The organism is Prauserella marina (assembly GCF_002240355.1).
Lineage (GTDB): Bacteria > Actinomycetota > Actinomycetes > Mycobacteriales > Pseudonocardiaceae > Prauserella_A > Prauserella_A marina.
In genome coordinates this window covers 5,507,802-5,526,646 of record NZ_CP016353.1, presented here as the reverse complement: position 1 = coordinate 5,526,646, position 18,845 = coordinate 5,507,802, and the positions used below count along the sequence as shown (strand labels likewise).

The 18,845-nt window shown below is 68.5% G+C and carries 19 protein-coding genes and 1 pseudogene; 11 read left to right on the top strand and 9 right to left on the bottom strand.

Going from position 1 to position 18,845, the window contains the following annotated elements:
- Positions 1 to 25: 25 nt before the first annotated feature.
- From BAY61_RS25455 to BAY61_RS25440, 4 genes are all read right to left on the bottom strand, one after another.
- Positions 26 to 2,077 (bottom strand): ATP-dependent DNA helicase, encoded by a 2,052-nt coding sequence (locus BAY61_RS25455; RefSeq protein ID WP_091806887.1) that lies wholly within the window; start codon positions 2,075 to 2,077, stop codon positions 26 to 28.
- A gap of 109 nt (positions 2,078 to 2,186) precedes the next feature.
- Positions 2,187 to 3,122 (bottom strand): sugar kinase, encoded by a 936-nt coding sequence (locus BAY61_RS25450; RefSeq protein ID WP_091806900.1) that lies wholly within the window; start codon positions 3,120 to 3,122, stop codon positions 2,187 to 2,189.
- Positions 3,119 to 3,691 (bottom strand): nicotinamidase, encoded by a 573-nt coding sequence (locus BAY61_RS25445; RefSeq protein ID WP_091806902.1) that lies wholly within the window; start codon positions 3,689 to 3,691, stop codon positions 3,119 to 3,121. Before BAY61_RS25445 ends, BAY61_RS25450 begins: the two co-directional genes overlap by 4 nt.
- Before the next feature lie 35 nt (positions 3,692 to 3,726).
- Positions 3,727 to 5,025, bottom strand: a complete 1,299-nt coding sequence (locus BAY61_RS25440) for a nicotinate phosphoribosyltransferase (protein ID WP_091806904.1) — start codon at positions 5,023 to 5,025, stop codon at positions 3,727 to 3,729.
- Between the two features lie 142 nt (positions 5,026 to 5,167).
- On the opposite strand from BAY61_RS25440, the gene clpS reads away from it, so the two are divergent.
- From clpS to BAY61_RS33695, 9 genes are all read left to right on the top strand, one after another.
- Complete coding sequence (gene clpS, locus BAY61_RS25435; protein WP_091806906.1) at positions 5,168 to 5,452, top strand: ATP-dependent Clp protease adapter ClpS; 285 nt, start codon at positions 5,168 to 5,170, stop codon at positions 5,450 to 5,452.
- Positions 5,449 to 6,006, top strand: a complete 558-nt coding sequence (locus BAY61_RS25430) for a DUF2017 domain-containing protein (protein ID WP_091806908.1) — start codon at positions 5,449 to 5,451, stop codon at positions 6,004 to 6,006. The genes clpS and BAY61_RS25430 overlap by 4 nt, the downstream gene beginning before the upstream one ends.
- A gap of 36 nt (positions 6,007 to 6,042) precedes the next feature.
- The gene (locus BAY61_RS25425) at positions 6,043 to 7,074 is read left to right on the top strand and encodes a P1 family peptidase (protein WP_091806909.1); all 1,032 of its coding nucleotides are present in this window, start codon (positions 6,043 to 6,045) and stop codon (positions 7,072 to 7,074) included.
- An 87-nt stretch (positions 7,075 to 7,161) separates the two neighbouring features.
- A complete protein-coding gene (locus BAY61_RS25420) occupies positions 7,162 to 7,617 on the top strand; it encodes a M67 family metallopeptidase (RefSeq protein ID WP_091806911.1) in 456 nt (151 codons plus the stop codon).
- Between the two features lie 68 nt (positions 7,618 to 7,685).
- On the top strand, positions 7,686 to 7,964 hold the full coding sequence (locus BAY61_RS25415) for a MoaD/ThiS family protein (RefSeq protein ID WP_091806913.1): 279 nt from the start codon (positions 7,686 to 7,688) through the stop codon (positions 7,962 to 7,964).
- Between the two features lie 2 nt (positions 7,965 to 7,966).
- A complete protein-coding gene (locus BAY61_RS25410; protein WP_091806915.1) occupies positions 7,967 to 8,917 on the top strand; it encodes a PLP-dependent cysteine synthase family protein in 951 nt (316 codons plus the stop codon).
- A 143-nt stretch (positions 8,918 to 9,060) separates the two neighbouring features.
- A complete protein-coding gene (locus tag BAY61_RS25405; RefSeq protein WP_091807452.1) occupies positions 9,061 to 9,654 on the top strand; it encodes a rhomboid family intramembrane serine protease in 594 nt (197 codons plus the stop codon).
- Positions 9,655 to 9,764: 110 nt separating this feature from the next.
- The gene (murI, locus tag BAY61_RS25400; protein WP_245866285.1) at positions 9,765 to 10,538 is read left to right on the top strand and encodes a glutamate racemase; all 774 of its coding nucleotides are present in this window, start codon (positions 9,765 to 9,767) and stop codon (positions 10,536 to 10,538) included.
- Positions 10,539 to 10,576: 38 nt separating this feature from the next.
- The gene (locus BAY61_RS33695; RefSeq protein ID WP_091806918.1) at positions 10,577 to 11,365 is read left to right on the top strand and encodes an MBL fold metallo-hydrolase; all 789 of its coding nucleotides are present in this window, start codon (positions 10,577 to 10,579) and stop codon (positions 11,363 to 11,365) included.
- Between the two features lie 12 nt (positions 11,366 to 11,377).
- On the opposite strand, the pseudogene BAY61_RS33400 reads toward BAY61_RS33695, so the two are convergent.
- Positions 11,378 to 12,331, bottom strand: a pseudogene (locus tag BAY61_RS33400) (lysylphosphatidylglycerol synthase transmembrane domain-containing protein); the annotation flags it as partial.
- Between the two features lie 270 nt (positions 12,332 to 12,601).
- Here BAY61_RS33400 and rph point away from each other — a divergent pair.
- Together rph and rdgB are read left to right on the top strand one after the other, a co-directional pair.
- A complete protein-coding gene (gene rph, locus BAY61_RS25385; RefSeq protein WP_091806922.1) occupies positions 12,602 to 13,381 on the top strand; it encodes a ribonuclease PH in 780 nt (259 codons plus the stop codon).
- Positions 13,378 to 14,001: an RdgB/HAM1 family non-canonical purine NTP pyrophosphatase gene (rdgB, locus tag BAY61_RS25380; protein WP_091806924.1), complete on the top strand. Its 624-nt coding sequence runs from the start codon at positions 13,378 to 13,380 to the stop codon at positions 13,999 to 14,001. Before rph ends, rdgB begins: the two co-directional genes overlap by 4 nt.
- On the opposite strand, the gene BAY61_RS25375 is transcribed toward rdgB, so the two are convergent.
- The 4 genes from BAY61_RS25375 to BAY61_RS25360 all read right to left on the bottom strand — a co-directional run bounded on the left by BAY61_RS25375 (position 13,989) and on the right by BAY61_RS25360 (position 18,626).
- Positions 13,989 to 17,186, bottom strand: a complete 3,198-nt coding sequence (locus BAY61_RS25375) for an NACHT domain-containing protein (protein ID WP_091806926.1) — start codon at positions 17,184 to 17,186, stop codon at positions 13,989 to 13,991. The two genes, rdgB and BAY61_RS25375, sit on opposite strands and share 13 nt — an antisense overlap.
- A gap of 9 nt (positions 17,187 to 17,195) precedes the next feature.
- The gene (gene bcp, locus BAY61_RS25370) at positions 17,196 to 17,675 is read right to left on the bottom strand and encodes a thioredoxin-dependent thiol peroxidase (protein WP_091806928.1); all 480 of its coding nucleotides are present in this window, start codon (positions 17,673 to 17,675) and stop codon (positions 17,196 to 17,198) included.
- A 21-nt stretch (positions 17,676 to 17,696) separates the two neighbouring features.
- Entirely contained in the window at positions 17,697 to 18,233 is a 537-nt protein-coding gene (locus tag BAY61_RS25365; protein ID WP_245866283.1) for a hypothetical protein, read from the bottom strand.
- A 210-nt stretch (positions 18,234 to 18,443) separates the two neighbouring features.
- On the bottom strand, positions 18,444 to 18,626 hold the full coding sequence (locus BAY61_RS25360; RefSeq protein WP_091806931.1) for a hypothetical protein: 183 nt from the start codon (positions 18,624 to 18,626) through the stop codon (positions 18,444 to 18,446).
- Positions 18,627 to 18,845 lie beyond the last annotated feature (219 nt).

Below are 18,845 nucleotides of genomic sequence, written 5' to 3'. Positions count from 1 at the left end.
ACCGTAACGCCTCCGCCGTGGGTGCTCAGCCCGGGGCGGAGGCGGCGAGTCTCCGCAGCGCGTCCCTGGCTACCTTGGGGTCGAAGGTGGGCCAGAACGGTGGCAGCGACGCGCGGAGAAAACCACCGTAACGAGCGGTGGCCAGCCGGGAGTCGAGCACGGCGACGACACCCTTGTCGCTGACGGAGCGGTGCAGCCGCCCCGTTCCCTGTGCCAGCAACAGTGCGGCGTGTGTCGCCGCGACCGTCAGGAAGCCGTTTCCGCCTCGCGCCTCGACGGCCCGCTGGCGTGCCGAGGAAACGGGATCGTCCGGCCGGGGGAAGGGAAGCCGGTCGACGAGCACGAGTTGCAGCGACGAGCCTGGCACGTCGACGCCCTGCCACAGGGACAGTGTGCCGAACAGGCAGGTGCGTTCGTCCTCGGCGAATTTGCCCACCAGCAACGAGGTGGAGTCGTCGCCCTGGCACAGGATCGGGTAAGGGATGCGTTCCCTGAGTTCCTCGGTCGCCTGCTTGGCCGCCCTCATCGAGGAGAAGAGGCCGAGCGCTCGTCCTCCGGAAGCCTCGATCAGCTCGGCGATCTCGTCCAATGTGGATTCGCCGAGGCCGTCGCGACCTGGCGGGGGAAGGTGTTTTGCCATGTACAGGATGCCGTTGCGGCGATAGTCGAAGGGCGAGCCGACGTCGAGTCCGCGCCAGCTGAGCCCGCTGTCGTCGGAAGGCGGTGGTTTCTCGTTCGCGGCGCCTTCGGCTTGCGCGGCCGGTTTGGGTGAAGGGGGAAGACCCCACTGCCGCGCGAGGGTGTCGAACGCGCCGCCAAGCGCGAGCGTCGCCGAGGTCAGCACCGTTGTGCTGCGGGCGAAAACGCGTTCGCGGAGCAGGCCGCCGACCGAGAGCGGCGCGACGTGCAGCGCCGGTGGCCTCGACGAGTTCGTGTACTTGTCGTTGGAAAGCCACACCACGTCGTGCCGGTTTCCCTGGTCTTCCTCGAACGCTTCGAGTAGCCGGACCGCCGTGTCGTGCACCTCTTCGAGCAGCGACCTCGCGAGCTTGCGTGCCGTCGCCTCCTCGACCTCTTCCTTGCGCTCGGAGCCCAGCGCGGTGAGGCAGGCCGAGGCCGCGTCGCGCACGACGGTGACCGCGCCGCCAAGCGCCGTCGGCAGCGAATCCATCCGGCCTGAGGGGAGGTCGTCGACGACGAGCGCGAGCCCGTCGCCCGCTTCGAGTAGCCGGTCGGCGATTCCGGCGTCGATGAGTTTGCCGCAGCGGCGCGTGGCGGCCGAGATCATCGGCGAGGTCAGTTCGGAGGTCGCGACCGAGGTGACGCGGTCGACCAGTTCGTGTGCCTCGTCGATGACCACGAGGTCGTGTTCGGGCAGCACCTGGTAGTCCTGCAAGGCGTCGATGGCCAGCAGCGCGTGGTTGGTGACGATGATGTCGGCCTTGCCTGCCTCGCCCCGGGCCCGCTCGGCGAAGCAGTCGGTGCCCACCGGGCAACGCCCCGCGCCGAGGCATTCGCGCGCGGTGACCGAGACCTGCCGCCACGCCTGCTCGGAAACTCCTGGTACGAGCTCGTCCTTGTCGCCGGTTTCGGTGTCGGAGGACCATTCGTGCAGCCGCTTGACTTCTCGGCCGATGCGCGAGACGGCGAAGGCGTCGAACAGCGTGGTGTCCTCCGGCTCCTCGGGAGCGCCGGTGTCGAGCCGGTGCAGGCACAGGTAGTTGCGCCTGCCCTTGAGGATCGCGAAGGTCGGCTCCCTGCCGAGCGGCTTCTTGAGTGCCTTGGCCAGCCGGGGTAGGTCGCGGTCGACGAGCTGGCGTTGCAGCGCGATGGTCGCGGTCGACACGACGACGGTCGCCTCGCGTTCCACCGCGTACCTGATCGAGGGAACGAGGTAGGCCAGTGACTTCCCGGTGCCGGTTCCGGCCTGCACGGCAAGGTGTTCGCCGGTGCGGATCGCTTTGCCGACCGCTTCCGCCATGTCGACCTGGCCCTCGCGTTCGGCGCCGCCGACGGCATCGACCGCGTGGCTGAGCAGTTCGCGGACGCTGGGAAGGCGTGAGGTCTTGCCGGGCACGGGGTGAGACGTTACCGGTCCCCACCGTCAAGATGAGCCGCGGTCCGAGGCGTGGCAGGTGAAGGGCGGAGGAAAGGCCCCGCTCGCGCCGGTGCCGTCAACCGACTACTCAGCGGGGGCGGGCGAGTTGCTTGAGTTCCTCCCTGTCAGGGAGTCCCTTCCCCTCGCTCGGCGCGGACACGGCGAACGCGCGGCAGGCCGCCGCCGTCCGCACCCTGCGCTCCGGCGGCGCTCCGGTGAGGAAATCGGCGAGGTAGCCCGCGATGAACGCGTCGTCGGCTCCTTCGGTGCCGACGGTCCGCACCGGGTACGACGGCACGTCGTAGCGCACCCCGTTCAGTTCGGCGATCGCTCCTCTCGGACCGAGCATGATCAGCACCTGTTCCGGCCCCATGGCCGCGAATTCCGACGCCAGTTCGTCCGTGCTTCCCGAGAAGCCGAGCGAGCGCGCCTCGTCCTCGCTCGCGAACACGATGTCGGCCATGCTCACCAGTTCGGCGAGCAGGTCTTTCGCCTCGCCCGGCTCCCACAGTGCCTGCTGGTAGTCGAGACCGAACGAGAAGGGCACACCCGCGTCGTTGGCGATCTCGGCGGCCACGATCACCGCCTTCGCGGCGGTGTCGGAAAGACCGGCCGTGTTGCCGGTCAGGTGCAGCGCGCCCGCGCCCCTGATCAGGTCTTCCGCCAGGTCCTCTGGACACAGCCTCGTTCCGGCGCTGCCGTTGCGGTAGAAGGCCGACCTCGGCGAATCGGCGGTGCGGAAGTCCTTGAGCAGCAACCCGGTCGGCGCTTCCTGGTCGGTCATCGCGGCCGAGGTGTCGACACCTTCCTCACGCAGCCGGGACAGCACGAGCGCGCCTGGCTCGTCGGCTCCGACCCTGCCTGTCCACGCGGCGTCGACGCCGAGCCTCGACACTCCGATGGCCACGGTCGCCTCAGCTCCGGAGACCCCGACGTCGACCGTGTCCGCATGGCGCAGCTTTCCGCTGGTCGTGCTGAACGCGGCCATGCTCTCGCCGAAGGTCAGCAGGCCGGGAGAACTCACGAAGCGACCCTGGCTTTTCCGTCGACTTTCACGCCCGCCTCGGCGAGGTCGGCCATCGCCGCGTCCACAGTGGACCGCGAGACGCCCGCGGTGAGTCCGGCGAGTACGCGGACCGTGAATCCCTCGGCCGCGGCGTCGAGCGCGGTCGCCCTTACGCAGTGGTCGGTGGCGATGCCGACGACGTCGACGGTGTCGACGCCTCTGTCACGCAACCAGCCGGCGAGCCGTTCACCCTCGCCGGTGGTTCCCTCGAACCCCGAGTAGCCGTCGCTGTACTGGCCTTTCGAGAACACGGCCCGCAGCGGAGTCACGTCGAGCTCGGGGTGGAAACCCGCCCCCGCCGTTCCGGCGACGCAGTGGCGAGGCCAGGAGCGGACGAAATCGGGGTTGTCGCTGAAATGGGCGCCGGGATCGATGTGGTAGTCCCTCGTGGCGACGACGTGGTCGTACGCGGACTCCTTGGCGTGCAGGGAAATGGCCTCCGCGACGGCGGCTCCGCCCTCCACCGCGAGTGAACCGCCCTCGCAGAAGTCGTTCTGCACGTCCACCACGATCAGTGCGGTCGTCATGATCTTCTCCTCGCTGTGGGGAGTCAGGGAAGCGATCAGGTGAAGGTAGTCGGGATGGCGGGGTCTCCGCCGGACAGCTTCAAACCTTCCCACGGCAGGCTGACAAGTCCTCTGCGCAGTCGCTGCCGCGCGTCGTCCAGCGTCGGCAGGCCGCCGACCTGGTCGCCATCGCGAACCATCGGGATGTGCAATTCGCGGTCGTCGTCACCGAGCGCGGGCGGGGCCGCGCTCGCGTAGACGACCTCCTCCAGCGCGGTCCCCGTCGGCTTGTGCCTGCGCAGCGCCGATTTGCGGCCACCTCGCGAAGCCTTGTGCTCGCTGCGCTTGGCGACCGGCCTTCCCTCCACCTCGACCAGTTTGTAGACCATCCCGGCCGTGGGTGCCCCCGACCCGGTGACCACGGAAGTGCCGACCCCGTACGCGTCGACGGGTTCCGCGCGCAGCGCCGCGATCGCGTGCTCGTCGAGGTCGCCGGATACCACGATCCGGGTGTCTTTCGCGCCGAGTGAGTCGAGTTGTTCCCTCGCTTTGCGAGCGAGGACGCCGACGTCGCCGGAGTCGATGCGGATCGCGCCGAGTTCGGGACCGGCGACTCGCACTGCCGTCTCGATGCCGTCGGTGATGTCGTAGGTGTCGACAAGCAACGTCGTGTCGGCGCCGACCTTGTCGATCTGGGCGCGGAACGCGGCTTCCTCGGTGTCGTGCAGCAGCATGAACGAGTGCGCGGCCGTCCCTCTCGTCGGAATGCCGTACCGCCTTCCCGCCTCCAGATTGGACGTTGTCGCGAACCCGGCGAGGTAGGCGGCGCGGGCCGCCGCGACGGCGGCCTGTTCGTGGGTGCGCCTGCTGCCCATCTCGATGATGGGCCTTCCGTGCGCGGCGCTCGACATCCTCGCCGCCGCTGAGGCGATAGCGCTGTCGTGGTTGAGGATCGAGAGCACGACGGTTTCGAGCACGACGGCTTCGGCGAAGGTTCCGCGCACGGTCAGGATCGGCGAGCCGGGGAAGTACAGCTCTCCCTCGACGTATCCGTCGATGTCGCCGGAGAACCGGTAGCCGGAAAGCCAGTTCAGCGTGCCGTCGTCGACGACGGCCGTCGCGTGAAGCTGCGCGAGGTCGGCATCGGTGAACCGGAAATCCATGATGGCGTCGAGAACCCTGGCGATGCCGCCGACGACGCCGTACCTTCGCCCGCTCGGGAGCCTGCGGGCGAACACCTCGAAGACGCAGTCGCGGTCGGCGGTGCCGTCGGCGAGTGCACTTCCGAGCATGGTCAGCTCGTAGTGGTCGGTGAGCAGTGCGGTACTCGTCCCGGTGTGCTCGACAGGTGCCATGAGGCAAAGCGTATTGGCAGGCCGATCGTGCCGGGCAATTGCCACTGTGAGCGCCGCTGCGCGCCTTGCGGCACGGCGCTGTTCACCCGTCCGGCGAGACCTGGTGCCGCACCTGTTCGGTCACGCGTGACACCATGGAGTCATGACCACGCCTGTCGAGGCCGACGAGACACTGGGCGCCGAGCACGGTGCCGGGGACAGACCGTGGCAGACCATCGTCTGGAACGACCCTGTCAACCTGATGTCCTACGTGACCTACGTCTTTCAGAAGCTTTTCGGGTACAGCAGGGACCATGCCACCAAGCTCATGCTCGACGTGCACCACAAAGGAAAGGCCATTGTGACGTCTGGGACCAAGGAGAAGGTCGAGGGCGATGTCGCGAAGCTTCACGCGGCAGGCCTGTGGGCGACGATGGAGCAGCCGTGAAGGGCTGGCAGCGCAAGGGCGGCAAGCTGCACGCGGGATTCGAGCAGCAGGAGGCCGCCGTGCTGCGCGGTCTCGTCAGCCAGGTCGAGGACATGCTGAAGGCGCGGGCTGAGGAAGCACCGCAGGACGAGCTCTCCGAGCTGACCGGCATTCGCACCGGCCCTTTCGAGTCGCCAAACGATCCGGTGCTTTCCAGGCTGCTTCCCGACTTCCACCGGCTGGACCCCGACAACCCGACCACCGAGGATCTGGAATCGGCCGCCGCGCTGCGTTCGCTGCACGAGCCCGAGGTGCTGGACGCGAAGGTCGGCGTCGCCGACGTCGTGATGAACACGCTTCCGCCTGACGGCGGCAACGTGCGGTTGACCTACGAGCAGGCGGACGCGTGGCTTTCCGCGCTCAACGACGTACGCCTCGCGCTCGGGACCGCGCTCGACGTCAACGACGACATGCCGGACGAGTTGCCCGACGAGGATCCGCGTTCCCCGCACCTCGGGGTCTATCACTGGCTGACCTGGGTGCAGGAAAGCCTCGTTCAGGCACTGACCGAGTAGCGGGCCTTTTCCGTGGCCCTCGGAAACGGAAGCCGGATGAGCGAAGGTGTGAAGCCGCACAACGCGATCACCGATGTGCCGGGGGTGCTCGTCGGTCATCATCACCGGGTCGAGCGGGGCTGGGCGACCGGAACGACCGTGGTGTTCGTTCCCGGTCAGGCCGTCGCCGCCGTCGACCAGCGTGGCGGTGCGCCAGGAACGCGGGAGACCAACCTGCTCGAACCGGAGAACCTCGTCCAGCGCGTCAACGCGATCTGTCTTTCCGGCGGCAGCGCGTACGGTCTCGCCGCCGCCGACGGGGTCATGCGCTGGCTCGCCGAGCGTGAGCTGGGTCTTCCGGTCGGCGCCGAGTCGCACGAGGTGGTGCCCATCGTTCCCGGCGCCGTCGTCTTCGACCTTCCGCGCAGCGCGTGGGGCAACCGGCCGGACGCCGGTTTCGGCTACCTGGCGTGCGAAGCGGCGAAGGAAGGCCCTGTGCGCCAAGGCACGGTTGGAGCTGGTGCGGGCGCCAAGGTCGGTTCACTCAAAGGCGGGGTCGGTACCGCGAGTGAGCTGGTCGACGGTTTCGTCGTCGGCGCGCTCGCCGTCGTCAACGCCTCCGGTGAGGCCGTGCGCATGGAGACGGGGGAGCCGTTCGCGGCCGACCACGAGGCGGACGGGGAGTTCGGGGTGCGTTCGTGGCCGGGGAGGCCGGGGGAAACCGATGCCTCGCCGACCGATCTCAACACCACCATCGGCGTCGTCGCCGTCGACGCGGCGTTGTCGAAGGCGGAGTGCCGCAGGCTTGCCGTCGGCGGCCAGGACGGGGTCGCGCGCGCGGTGCGCCCTGCCCACACGATGTTCGACGGCGACACGGTGTTCGCGATGGCCACGGGTGAGAAGGAGTTGCCGTCGGCGAGGGGGGTCGTCGGCGAGGCGAGCCGCATGGCCTCGCTCGACGTGCTGTGCTCCGCCGCGGCCCGCGTGTTCGCCAGAGCGATGGTCCACGGGCTGCTGGCAGCCGAGGGGGTTCCCGGACTTCCCGCTTACCGGGACGTATGGCCGGAAGCGTTCGGCGCGGCATGGTGACCTGCTGCTATTCGGGGCCGCTACGACTACCGTGAGTGGCCCGTCTCACGGTGTGAACGGTCGCTGCCCAACACGTAGGATGGGAGCGTGCTTCGGATTCGGCGCGACCTGGTGGACGCGATCGTCGAGCACGCCCGTCGTGACCATCCGGACGAGGCGTGCGGCGTCATCGCGGGTCCCGACGACGGGACCGACCGCCCCGAGCGGTTCATTCCGATGGTGAACGCGGCCCGCAGCCCGACGTTCTACGAGTTCGACTCCGGCGACCTGCTGAGGTTGTATCGCGAGATGGCGGCGGCCGACGAGGTACCCGTCGTGATCTACCACTCGCACACCGCGACCGAGGCGTACCCCTCGCGCACGGACGTCAAGCTCGCGCAGGAGCCGTTCGCGCACTACGTACTGGTTTCCACGAAGGACTCCGACGAGCACGAGTTCCGCTCGTATCGCATCGTCGAAGGCGTCGTGACGGAGGAGCCGGTCGAGGTCGTCGAGTCGTACATGTTCGCCAACACCGGTAGCGACGACATCCCCGACGCGTGAGTCACACGCGGGAATAGCCCCGCGTGCGCGAACGTCAATCCTGTCAGAACCATTTGCGGAGGTAACCCATGGCCGTGACCGTCTCCATCCCGACCATCCTGCGTACGCACACCGGCGGCGAGAAGTCCGTCGAGGCGTCAGGAGCGACGGTGGGGGAGATCATCGACAACATCGAGGCACAGCACGGAGGGCTCAAGGCCCGGCTGGTCAAGGACGAGAAGCTGCACCGCTTCATCAACGTCTACGTCAACGACGAGGACGTGCGCTTCTCGGGTGGGCTCGAAGCCTCGATCAAGGACGGCGACACCGTGACGATCCTGCCCGCGGTGGCCGGAGGCGCGCGGTAGCGATGGCTCGCTACGAGTCACTGCTGGACACCCTCGGCGGCACCCCGTTGGTGGGGCTTCCGAGGTTGTCCCCATCCACCGACGTGCGGTTGTGGGCGAAGCTGGAGGACCACAACCCGACCGGGTCGATCAAGGACAGGCCCGCGCTCGCCATGATCGAGGCCGCCGAGCGCGACGGCCTGCTCAGGCGGGGTTCGACGATCCTCGAACCGACCTCGGGCAACACCGGTATCTCGCTGGCCATGGCAGCCAAGCTCAAGGGCTACGGCCTCGTGTGCGTGATGCCGGAGAACACCTCGGCCGAACGCAAGCAGCTCTTGCAGGCCTACGGCGCCCGCATCGTCTACTCGCCCGCCGCCGGTGGGTCGAACGAGGCGGTACGCAGGGCGAAGGAACTGGCCAAGTCCAATCCGGACTGGGTGATGCTGTACCAGTACGGCAACCCTGCCAACGCGGACGCGCACTATCGCGGGACCGCCCCCGAACTGCTCAAGGACCTGCCGGCACTGACGCACTTCGTCGGCGGCCTCGGCACGACCGGAACGCTCGTCGGGGTCGGGCGGTACATGCGCGACAACAAGCCGGACGTGCGGATCGTCGCGGCTGAACCGCGCTATGGCGAGCTGGTCTACGGGCTGCGCAACCTCGACGAGGGATTCGTGCCGGAGCTGTACGACCCCGATGTGCTCAGCGGAAGGTATTCGGTCGGCGCCTACGACGCGCTGCGCCGCACCAGGGAATTGCTGGAGCTGGAAGGCATTTTCGCGGGAATCTCCACCGGCGCGGTGCTGCACGCGGCACTCGGCATCGCCGAGAAGGCGGTCGCGAACGGGGAGCGCGCCGACATCGCCTTCGTCGTCGCCGACGCGGGCTGGAAGTATCTCTCCACCGGCGCCTACTCCGGTTCGCTCGACGAGGCTGCCGAGAAACTCGACGGTCAGCTCTGGGCCTGAGCCACCCTTCGCGAGTGATGGGGAAGAATCTCAGGGTTTCCACGGAGGTAGGACGGCTCTGCCCGACGTAGCCTTGCTGTGTGAGCACGCAGCCCCAGCCCGTACCGAGCGGGCCACGCCAGCCGGTAGCCGTAGGCAAGCGGATCCTGCCGCCGAAACCGGTGGCGGCAGGCATCGTCGCGCTGTCGTTCGTCGCCCTGCTCTACCTCATCGAGCTGGTCGACGTCATCGTTCCGGCCGACCTCGACATGGGCGGCGTCACGGCCCGGTCGTTGTCAGGGCTCGACGGCATCCTGTGGGCGCCGCTGCTGCACCACGGCTGGAGTCACCTCTTCGCCAACACGGTTCCGGTGCTGGTCTTCGCGTTTCTCGCGATGGCGGGCGGCATCGGGCAGTGGGTCGCGGTGACGGCCACGATCTGGATCGTCGGCGGCCTCGGGGTGTGGCTGACGGCCCCCGCCGGAGTCGTCACCGTCGGCGCCTCGGGGCTCGCGTTCGGCTGGCTGGCTTTCCTGCTGGTCCGAGGCATCTTCAACCGCAGCATCGCCCAGTTGCTCGTCGCGGTCGTGCTGATGTTCATCTGGGGCGGGATGTTGTGGGGCGTGCTGCCCGGCAACCCGGGTATTTCCTGGCAGGGCCACCTGTTCGGGGCACTCGGCGGTGTGCTCGCCGCGTGGATCGTCGCCAGAACCGACAAGACGAAGGCGGCCAAGACGCCCGGTAGCCTCGGGGCGTGAGCCAACCCGACTCGACTTCCGGCAACGTCAACGGCAGTACCAACGGCAGCAGCGTTCCCGCTGCCTTCGGCGCCCCCGAGCCGGACCCGGCTCAAGGGGCGGATGCGCCCATCGGCATTTTCGACTCCGGAGTCGGCGGTCTCACGGTCGCGAGGGCGATCACCGATCAGCTACCCCGCGAACAGCTGCGCTACGTCGGCGACACCAGAAACGCGCCGTACGGCCCTTTGCCGATCGCGAAGGTGAGGGAGCTCGCGCTGACCGCGCTGGACGGCCTCGTCGCCGAGGGGGTCAAGGCGCTCGTCATCGCGTGCAACACGGCCTCGGCCGCGTGCCTTCGGGATGCGAGGGAACGCTACGACATCCCGGTTGTCGAGGTCGTGCTTCCTGCGGTGCGGCGTGCCGTCGCGGCGACCCGCAACGGCCGCATCGGCCTCATTGGAACGGAAGGCACCGTGCGGTCGCGGGCCTACGACGACGCCTTCGCCGCCGCGACGGGCCTTTCGCTGACGTCGGTCGCCTGTCCCCGGTTCGTCGACTTCGTCGAGCGTGGCATCACGTCGGGACGGCAGGTGCTCGGACTCGCGCAGGGTTACCTCGAACCGCTCGCGCGGCAGGGAGTCGACACGCTCATCCTCGGCTGCACGCACTATCCGCTGCTCACCGGAGTCCTGCAAATCACGATGGGAGCCGAGGTGACACTGGTTTCCAGCGCGGAGGAAACAGCCAAGGACGTGGTGCGGGTTCTGACCGAGCTCGACCTCCTTTCCACGAGGCCGGAACCGCCAAAGCACGAGTTCTTCGCGACCGGCGCGGCGGAACCGTTCGCGAAGCTCGCCCAGCGGTTCATGGGCTTCGGCCCCGGAGTGCTCGCGCCCACGTGAGATAGGCGGCGAGGGGTGCCGCGTGGCAGGGTGGCGGCGTGCGACTGACGATCCTGGGGTGTTCCGGCAGCGTTCCCGGCGCCGGCACCGCCGCGTCCGGTTATCTCGTCGAGGCGAAAGGAACGCTGCTCGGGCTCGATCTCGGCAACGGGACGCTGGCCCAGTTGCAGAAGGAGCACGACCCGTTCGACCTGGACGCCCTCGTCCTCTCGCACCTGCATCCCGATCACTGTGCCGATTTCAGCGCGCTCACCGTGTTCCGCAGGTACCACCCCGCTCCTCCGTTCGACCCGGCGAGCAGGAAGCTGCCGGTGCACGCACCGGCAGAGGCGCCCTCGCGACTCGCCAACGCCTACGCGCCGCACGAGCGGGAGCGGGAGCACACCGACCTGACCGACGTGTTCACCTTCGAGCCGCTGACGGAGGGGACGCGGCGAATCGGGCCCTTCTCGGTGACCTCGGTGCGGGTGGACCATCCGACGGCGGCGTTCGGGATCCGGCTTTCGGCCGAAGGGGCGACACTGGCCTACACCGGCGACACCGGACCGTGTGCCCAGCTCGACCGCCTCGCCGACGGCGCGGACGTGCTGCTGGCCGAGGCGTCGTGGACCGACGCGCCCGATCGTCCGGCCGGGGTACACCTATCCGGAAGGCAGGCCGGTGAGCTCGCCGCGCGAGCCGGTGTCGGCAGATTGCTGCTCACGCACGTACCCCCGTGGACCGACGCCGCCGCCGTGCTCGGCGAAGCCCGTAGTGCCTTCACCGGTCCTGCCGAACTCGTCGAGCAGGGAGCCGGTTACGACATCCTGGCCTCCCCGAAGGCGTGAAACGAGCAGGGTCAGCATGCCGATCGGGATGATCAGCCAGCAGGAGAGCAGCCGGTAGGCCAGCACGGCCGCCGCCGCGGCTGGCTCGGCGGCTCCCGCCGAGACGAGGCCGGTCAGCAGCACGACCTCGATGACGCCGATGCCGCCCGGGGTCAGCGGGATCTGCCTGAGCAATTGTCCCGTCAAGTACACGGCGGCGACGTCGAAGACGCTGAGTTCGATGCCGAAGGCGGCCACGACGGCGAGCAGGCACAGCAGGTCGGTGAGCCAGTTCGCGGTCGCGGCGGCGAGCGCGAGCAGCCAGTGTCTCGGCGCCACCGTGCGCATGCCGGTGAGTGCCGTTCCGAACGGAGTCGCCCCGAGCCACGCCCACGACCGGTGCCGCCGTCGTGGCGTGTGTTTGCGGTAGGTGGCCACGAGGGAGAAGGCGACCCAGCCGATCGCGACGACCCCGACCGCGGGAAGCACGGGGTGGGTGTTCACGGTGTCAGCGAGCCGCACCATGCCCGTCGTGAACGCCCCGCTGCCGTACAACACGGCGAGCCCTGCCACCGAGAGCAGGCCGGAGAGCACCATCACCGTGGTTGCCGTGCCGCGATCCGCGCCGCCTCGCCGGAACGCGCGGAAGGCGTAGGCCGCCGAGACGAGGGAGCCTGCCGGGAAGCTGACGGCGATCGCCGACCTGCTGTAGGCCAGCGCGAGCAGCCGTCTTCTCGGCATCGTGACGCCGAACGCGGTGAGCAGCCTGCGTTGCTGCCGCGCGAACATGGCCATGGAGACGAACTCGGCACCGGCCGCGGCCAGCAGCCAGGCTGGGGCTGCCGTGGCGAGCGCTGCCACGACGTCGGCGGGGGCGGGAATCCGGTCGTGCAGGGTGAAGGCGACGATCCCGAGAACGGCGAGGATGCCCGCCGCCCGTAACGCCCTGCCGCGGTGACGGCACCATGGGTGCTGTTTCGTGGTCATGGTGCGCGGTCCGGGGTCGCCAGAGTCGACGCCATGATCGCCATGGCCACCACCTCCCGATTTTCAACCTATGATGAATTATCCGGAAGGAGGCTGGCTGGCAACAGATTTCGGCCGCGGTGTCGCGGCAGGGTGACTCGTGGTCCGAATGCGCACCTCGCCGTCCTGAGTGCGGATCTCGCGGTCGTGGACGCGGATCTCGGCGTCCTGAGTGCGGATCCCGGTGCCCGACCGGCGCGATGCCGGTCGTCTTCACTAGGCTCTGGCCCCGTGGTGCGAAAAGACGGCAGGAATGACGACCAGCTCCGCGAGGTGCGGATCACGCGCGGCTTCCAGCAGTGGCCGGCGGGGTCCGTGCTCATCGAGTTCGGAGCCACCAGGGTGTTGTGCGCGGCCAGCGTCACCGAGGGCGTGCCTCGCTGGAGGGCCGGCTCCGGCCTCGGCTGGGTGACCGCCGAATACGCGATGCTCCCCTCCGCGACGCACACCCGTAGCGACCGCGAGTCCATCAAGGGCAGGGTCGGGGGCAGGACCCACGAGATCAGCAGGCTGATCGGCCGGTCGCTGCGCTCGTGCATCGACCTCGCCGCGCTGGGCGAGAACACGATCGTGATCGACTGCGACGTCGTGCAGGCCGACGGCGGGACGAGGACCGCTGCCATCACCGGCGGCTACGTCGCGCTCGCCGACGCCATCACGTGGCTCGGCGCCGCGGGCCGCCTCGCCGACCCCAAGCCGCTGTCCGCCGCCGTGTCGGCGATCAGTGTCGGCGTCGTCGACGGGAGGGTGCGGCTCGACCTGCCCTACGAGGAGGATTCGCGGGCGGAGGTCGACACGAACGTCGTCGCCACCGACGCGGGCACCCTCATCGAGGTGCAGGGAACGGGAGAGGGCGCGACCTTCACGAGGTCCACACTGGACAAGATGCTCGACCTCGCGCTCGCAGGCTGCGCCGAACTCTCCCGCAAGCAGGCCGAGGCGCTTGCCGAGCCGTATCCCGGTGTGCTTCCCGAGCCGGTGCAGGACAAGAAGTCGAAGGGTTCCAAGTGACGACGCGGATCGTGCTGGCGACTCGCAACGTCAAGAAGCTCGACGAGCTTCGGCGCATCGTCGTCAAACGCGGTCTCGGTGACATCGAAGTGCTCGGTCTGTCCGATGTGGACGACTTTCCCGAGGCGCCGGAAACCGGGCAGACCTTCGAGGAGAACGCGCTCGCCAAGGCACACGACGCCGCGAAGGCCACCGGTTTGCCCTGTGTCGCCGACGATTCGGGACTCAGCATCGATGCGCTGAACGGCATGCCCGGCGTGCTCTCCGCGCGCTGGGCAGGCGAGCACGGCGACGACACCGCCAACCTCGAACTGGTGCTGCGACAGCTCACCGACGTTCCGGACGACCGAAGGACCGCCGCGTTCGTCTGCGCCGCCGCGCTCGCCGTGCCGGACGGGCCCGAGGTCGTCGTCAGGGGCGAGTGGCGGGGGCACATCAGCAGGCAGCCGAGTGGTACCAACGGATTCGGTTACGACCCGATCTTCGTCCCGGAGGGACAGACGCGGTCGTCGGCCGAACTCGACCCCTCGGAGAAGGACTCCGTTTCGCACCGGGGTCTTGCGTTGCGCGCGCTGGTTCCGCACCTGCGGGAACTGGCCGAACGGAATCAGTCGACGTAGCGCACGGTTACGCCGGGTCCGAGTTTGTCGAGTCCGGGGTAGTCGTCGCCTCGCGCGAGCCTGAGTTCGAGCACCTTGTCCGCGAGCGGGCTCAGGTCGGGGTCGCCACGTACGTTGGCGAGGAACAGCCGGTTCAGGCTCGGCAGTGTCGCGAGTGGACGGAGGTCGGTGATCACCGACCTCCGCAGCAGCAGGTCGGTCAGCGGCCAGCCGTGCAAAAGGCCGAGATCGGGATCGTCGAGAAAGCCGAGGTTGGCATCGCCGACATTGGGGAACGTGCGCACGGCGCTGCCGAGATCGAAGCCGGGTGCCGGTCGCTGTAGCGAGATGCGGGTGACCTGTTCGAGCTTCTTGGAATTGGCGATGGTCGCCCCCTCGAAGTCGTACAGCGCGATCCGCGTGAGGGTCTGTGCGCCGACCAGTATGTCGAGGTCCGCGAGTTCACCGATGTGGTCGAGCGTGAGGAACCCGAGCCGGTCGAGCCCGGTGACGAATTCGATGTCCCTCCACGAGCCGAGCTGGAGCAACCGAAGTGTGCGCAATCTCCGCAGTCCGTGCAAAGTGGACAGTCCGGTGTAGTGGGTCGCTCCGCTGATGCCGATCGTGGAGAGCTTGTCGTGGCGGCCGAGCGGCGCGAGGTCGAGCGGTCCCGCCGGGTCGGCGGCAATGTCGAGATAGCGCAGTACCGGTGCGTCGTCGAACTCGGCCAGATCGGTGACCAGTTCGTGGGCGGGCAACGAGATGACGAGCTTTTCGAGGTTGCCGAGAACACCGGCGTGTTCGAGGCTTTTGCGGGAGCTGGCGACCAGTGGACGCCCTTCGCCGAGCGGCGCGCGCGAGAGCACTCGCTCGGCGAACGTGGCCGGATCGAAGAACTCCCACGCGATGTTCAGTTCCCCGAACACCTGGCCTCTCGGATCTTTCGCGTAGCGGGCGAGCAGTTCGAGTGCCTCGTCGGTGCCAGCCAGCGTCGCCGCGCGGACACAGGCGGCCGCCTGCGGTCCGGACAGCGCGCCGAGGTCGTCGGGGAGATAACGCAGCACCCGGTGACCGATCGCGGCGAGCGAAGCCGTTTCGCGCACGCTTCTCGGCGGCACGAGATGATCCGCGATGACCTTTTCGACTCGTTCGTGCACTAGCGGGTCGATGTCCTGGATCGTCTCGAGGCAGGCCGCCGCGACGAGCCGGAGCTTCCTCGCGTGCCGCCGGTTCTCGTCGGCCCTGTCGAGCACGCCGGTGACGAGTTCTCCGGCCTGTCGCGCGGTCGCGTGCCCCGCGGCCATGACAACCGTTTCCTGCCACGTGTCGAGATGAGCGTGTGCGACAAGGGTCGGGATGTGGTGTTGCTGGACGGCTTCGTCGGCGGCGAGGTATTCCTGGAAGGTGCGATGGACGAAGTCGATCCGCCCGGGAACGGGTTCGCGCAGCACCCCGCTGCGTTCGAGCAGATGGTCGAGCAGATCCCCGGTCGAACTGTCCACATTGGGCATCGCGGGGAGTTTCGCCGCGAGGTGAGTCAGTGTGTCGTCCTTGGCCAGCTCGATCCGGTTCGCCAGGGTGAGCCGCCAGGCGAGATCGCGAAGCAGCACGCGTTGCTCGACGGGGCCGACGGTGCTCCGCGTGGCCGCGATGCCGCGTTCGGCATCCCGTAGGTGCAGCAGCATGGCGAGTGCCTTGCCGTACAGCTCCATCCGGTCGCGGGGCAGTTCGGAGCGGTGAGCGAAGTTGAGCGCGCACAACATCGCGCACAGCAGCGGGCTTTCCGCGAGCTGGCGGAGCCGTGGTCGTTCGAGTTGCTTGCGCAGCCTGCGTTTCGCCGCGTCGAAGTCGGCCGAGGTCCCGTTCGTTCCGCTCTCGGCAGCCGTGTGCCAGCGATCGACGAACGCGGCCGTCGCCGTGGCGTTCATCGGTTCCAGCGTCACCGTGGTGAAACGCTGGCCTGCCAGCCAGCGGTGGTCGGCGGCCGCGGTGCGCGCGGTCACCACGACGGGCATGGAGGGGAACGCGTCGACCAGTTCCCGCAGCCAGGCCTTGACCTCCTTGCGGCGGACGGGGGTGACCTCGTCGACGCCGTCGACGAGCAGGAGACCGTCGCCGCTCGCCAGCATCCGGTGTGCCCAGCCGGCGGGCATCAGTCCCGCGATCGGTTTCGCCGCGTGTGCGACGAGGTCTTCCGGTCCGGGCAGCGCACCGCGTGCGAAACTGCGCAGGCGAACGGGAAAGGGCACTTTGCCGTTCCAGCTCGCGAGCGCGCCGGTGAAGCCCTCACCCGCCGCCGTGACGCACAACCAGTTGAGCAGCGTCGTCTTGCCCGAGCCCGCGTCGCCGCGGACGAGAGTGCGCCACGAGCGGCCGATCGCGGTCTCGACGGGGACGCCCTCGGCCGGTCGCCGCTCGTCCTGCTGTTCGAACCAGTCTCCCTGTGCTTCGCGGTCATAGCCTCGTTCGGCGGACACGCTCAGGCTCAGGTAGGCGGGGGTGAGCGCGATGCGCGGCTGGGCGTCGACGGGCAGCCCGACCAGTTCGAGGTTGTCCAGTGTACGGGCGAGCAACCGCAGGTATTCGGCGCGGAACTCACCGTCGTTTCCGGTGCCACTCGGCGCGTGCAGGCTCGATCTCGGTGTCCTCGCGAGCAGTTCGGTCAGCTGCTGGGACTGGGCGGAGAGCCTGCCGAGTACGTCGGCGAGCGCGCGTGGCTGAAAGCTCGGCAGGTGGCGGACGACCTGGACGAGATACCTGCAACACTGGTCGAGCGCCAGTTCGTACAGCGGCCACGCCGCCTCGCCGAGCGCGACCGCGTGCGGCCGGTCGGGAAACTCCGCCCTGAGCGTGGTGGCGAGCCGCTCGGCATCGGCGTCGGCGGCGAATATCGCTTCGTCGGACAGATCGGCGGAGCCGAGCACATCGACGGCGGCGAGTACGGCCGCCTCGGCCTCGTTGGCAGGCAGCATGGCGAACCGCGTGGCCAGTACCTCGGCAAGTTGTTCGCCGACCTGAAACCCGATGTGCTCGACCAGGTTGGCCAGCTTGCGTTGCCGGAGCGGGCTCTTCAGCTCGGCTTCGGCGAGCTCCGCCAGCGAAGCCGACCTCTCGAATCCATCCGTCCTGCGCCGCAACCAGGATTTCGCGGCCTGAGTCGCAACGGTGCCGCCGAGCTTGAGCGCGGCGGCTTCGACCCCGGAGATGCCGCTCGCCTAGCTCGCGATGTCCAGGTCTCTGATCAGTTTGGCGACATGGCCCGTCGCCCTGACGTTGTAGGCCGCCTTGACGATCACGCCATCGGGGTCGATCACGAAGGTCGAGCGGATGACGCCCTGCACGATCCGGCCGTAGTTCTTCTTCTCCCCGAAGGCGCCCCACTCGGTGAGCACGGTCTTGTCAGGATCGGAAAGCAGCGGGAAGGTCAGCTGTTCCGCAGCGACGAACTTGGCCAGTTTCTCCTGCTTGTCAGGTGAGATACCGAGCACCTGGTATCCGGCGTCGTTCAGCTCCGCGAGGTTGTCGCGGAAGTCGCACGCCTGCTTGGTGCAGCCGGGAGTTCCCGCGGCGGGATAGAAGTAGACGACGACCGACCTGCCCCGGAAATCGGCGAGCGAGACCTTGTTGCCCTCGCTGTCGGGAAGGGTGAAATCGGGTGCGGGGTCTCCCTGGCTAAGCCGTTTCTGCTCGGTCATGGCGAAAGCCTAGCGCGTGATTCACACCGAGCCGCTGTAGACGGCGGTGGTTCCGGTCGCGGTCTCGGGGCGAATGGTGAGTACGACGGGGCAGCTTTCCGACGGCATCGCGAAGGCGAGCGTCACCCGCGCCATCGCGCCGGGAGGAAGGTCGCGGTCGGCGTCCACGATGCCGGTGTAGCCCTGGGTGGCATCGACCACCTGCTGGGCGTCCTTTTCGGAGACGGTCGCCCTGACGGAGAGGCTGGAGAGCCGATAGGGCTGTTCCGTTTCGTTGTAGATCGCGATACCGAAGGCCGCCGCGCGCTCCGAGCGCGGGTAGGCGCTGTCGCTGGGCCGGAACAGCTTCGGTTCGGCGACGGAGACGACGAGACCGGATGGGAAGCGGTGATCCGAACCGAACGCGATGGAAACCGGGGCCGCCGTCATCGGGGCGGTCGAGGACGATCCAGCCGTCGCGGCGCCCGCCGTGCCGCCTGCCTGATCGTCGTCGGCGGCCGGAGCGCCGCACGCGGTCAACGCCAACAGCGCGCAGACAGCCAGCATGGGCTTGCGCATTCGCACCGCCGACGCTCCTTACTCCGATCGCAGCGGGTAATTGGTCCGTTCGGTGGCGTGATCCGGCCACCTCGGTCCACTGTGACGACGCCGCTGGCAAGCTGCCAGCAGGAACTGGGGGTTGAGGCAGACCTGGTTCCGGGCCGTGTCCTGGCCGTGATCGATGGGCGGTTACCGGTGAGTCAACTCACCGCGCCGAGGGGAAGCCAGTCAGACGGCGAAAGCGAAGAAAAGGATGAACAGGGCGAGCGTGGCGAGCCAGGCGACGATGAGCCAGCCCCAGTCGCGCCAGGGGTCGACGACCCGGTTGTCCTCGCCGGGGACGTAGACACCGCGCCACTCGAACCAGTCGGCCCACCGCCCTGCCCAGCGAAGCGGATTGCGGCTCGACATGGTCCGGCCTCCTGAAAAGCTCGCGCACTGTCGAGACGACGCTACTCCACGTCGTCCAAGGCTGTCAGGACTGTCAAGGCGGCATATCAATCGGACATCGTGCCGTCCGTACCCCGCTGACGGTTCTAGGCTCGCAGTTCTCTTCACCAAGCCGGGCGGAGGACTGTGTGCCACCGCCGAGCAGCGAGCTGCCCGGTAGTTTCGCCGGTTGCCGCCCTT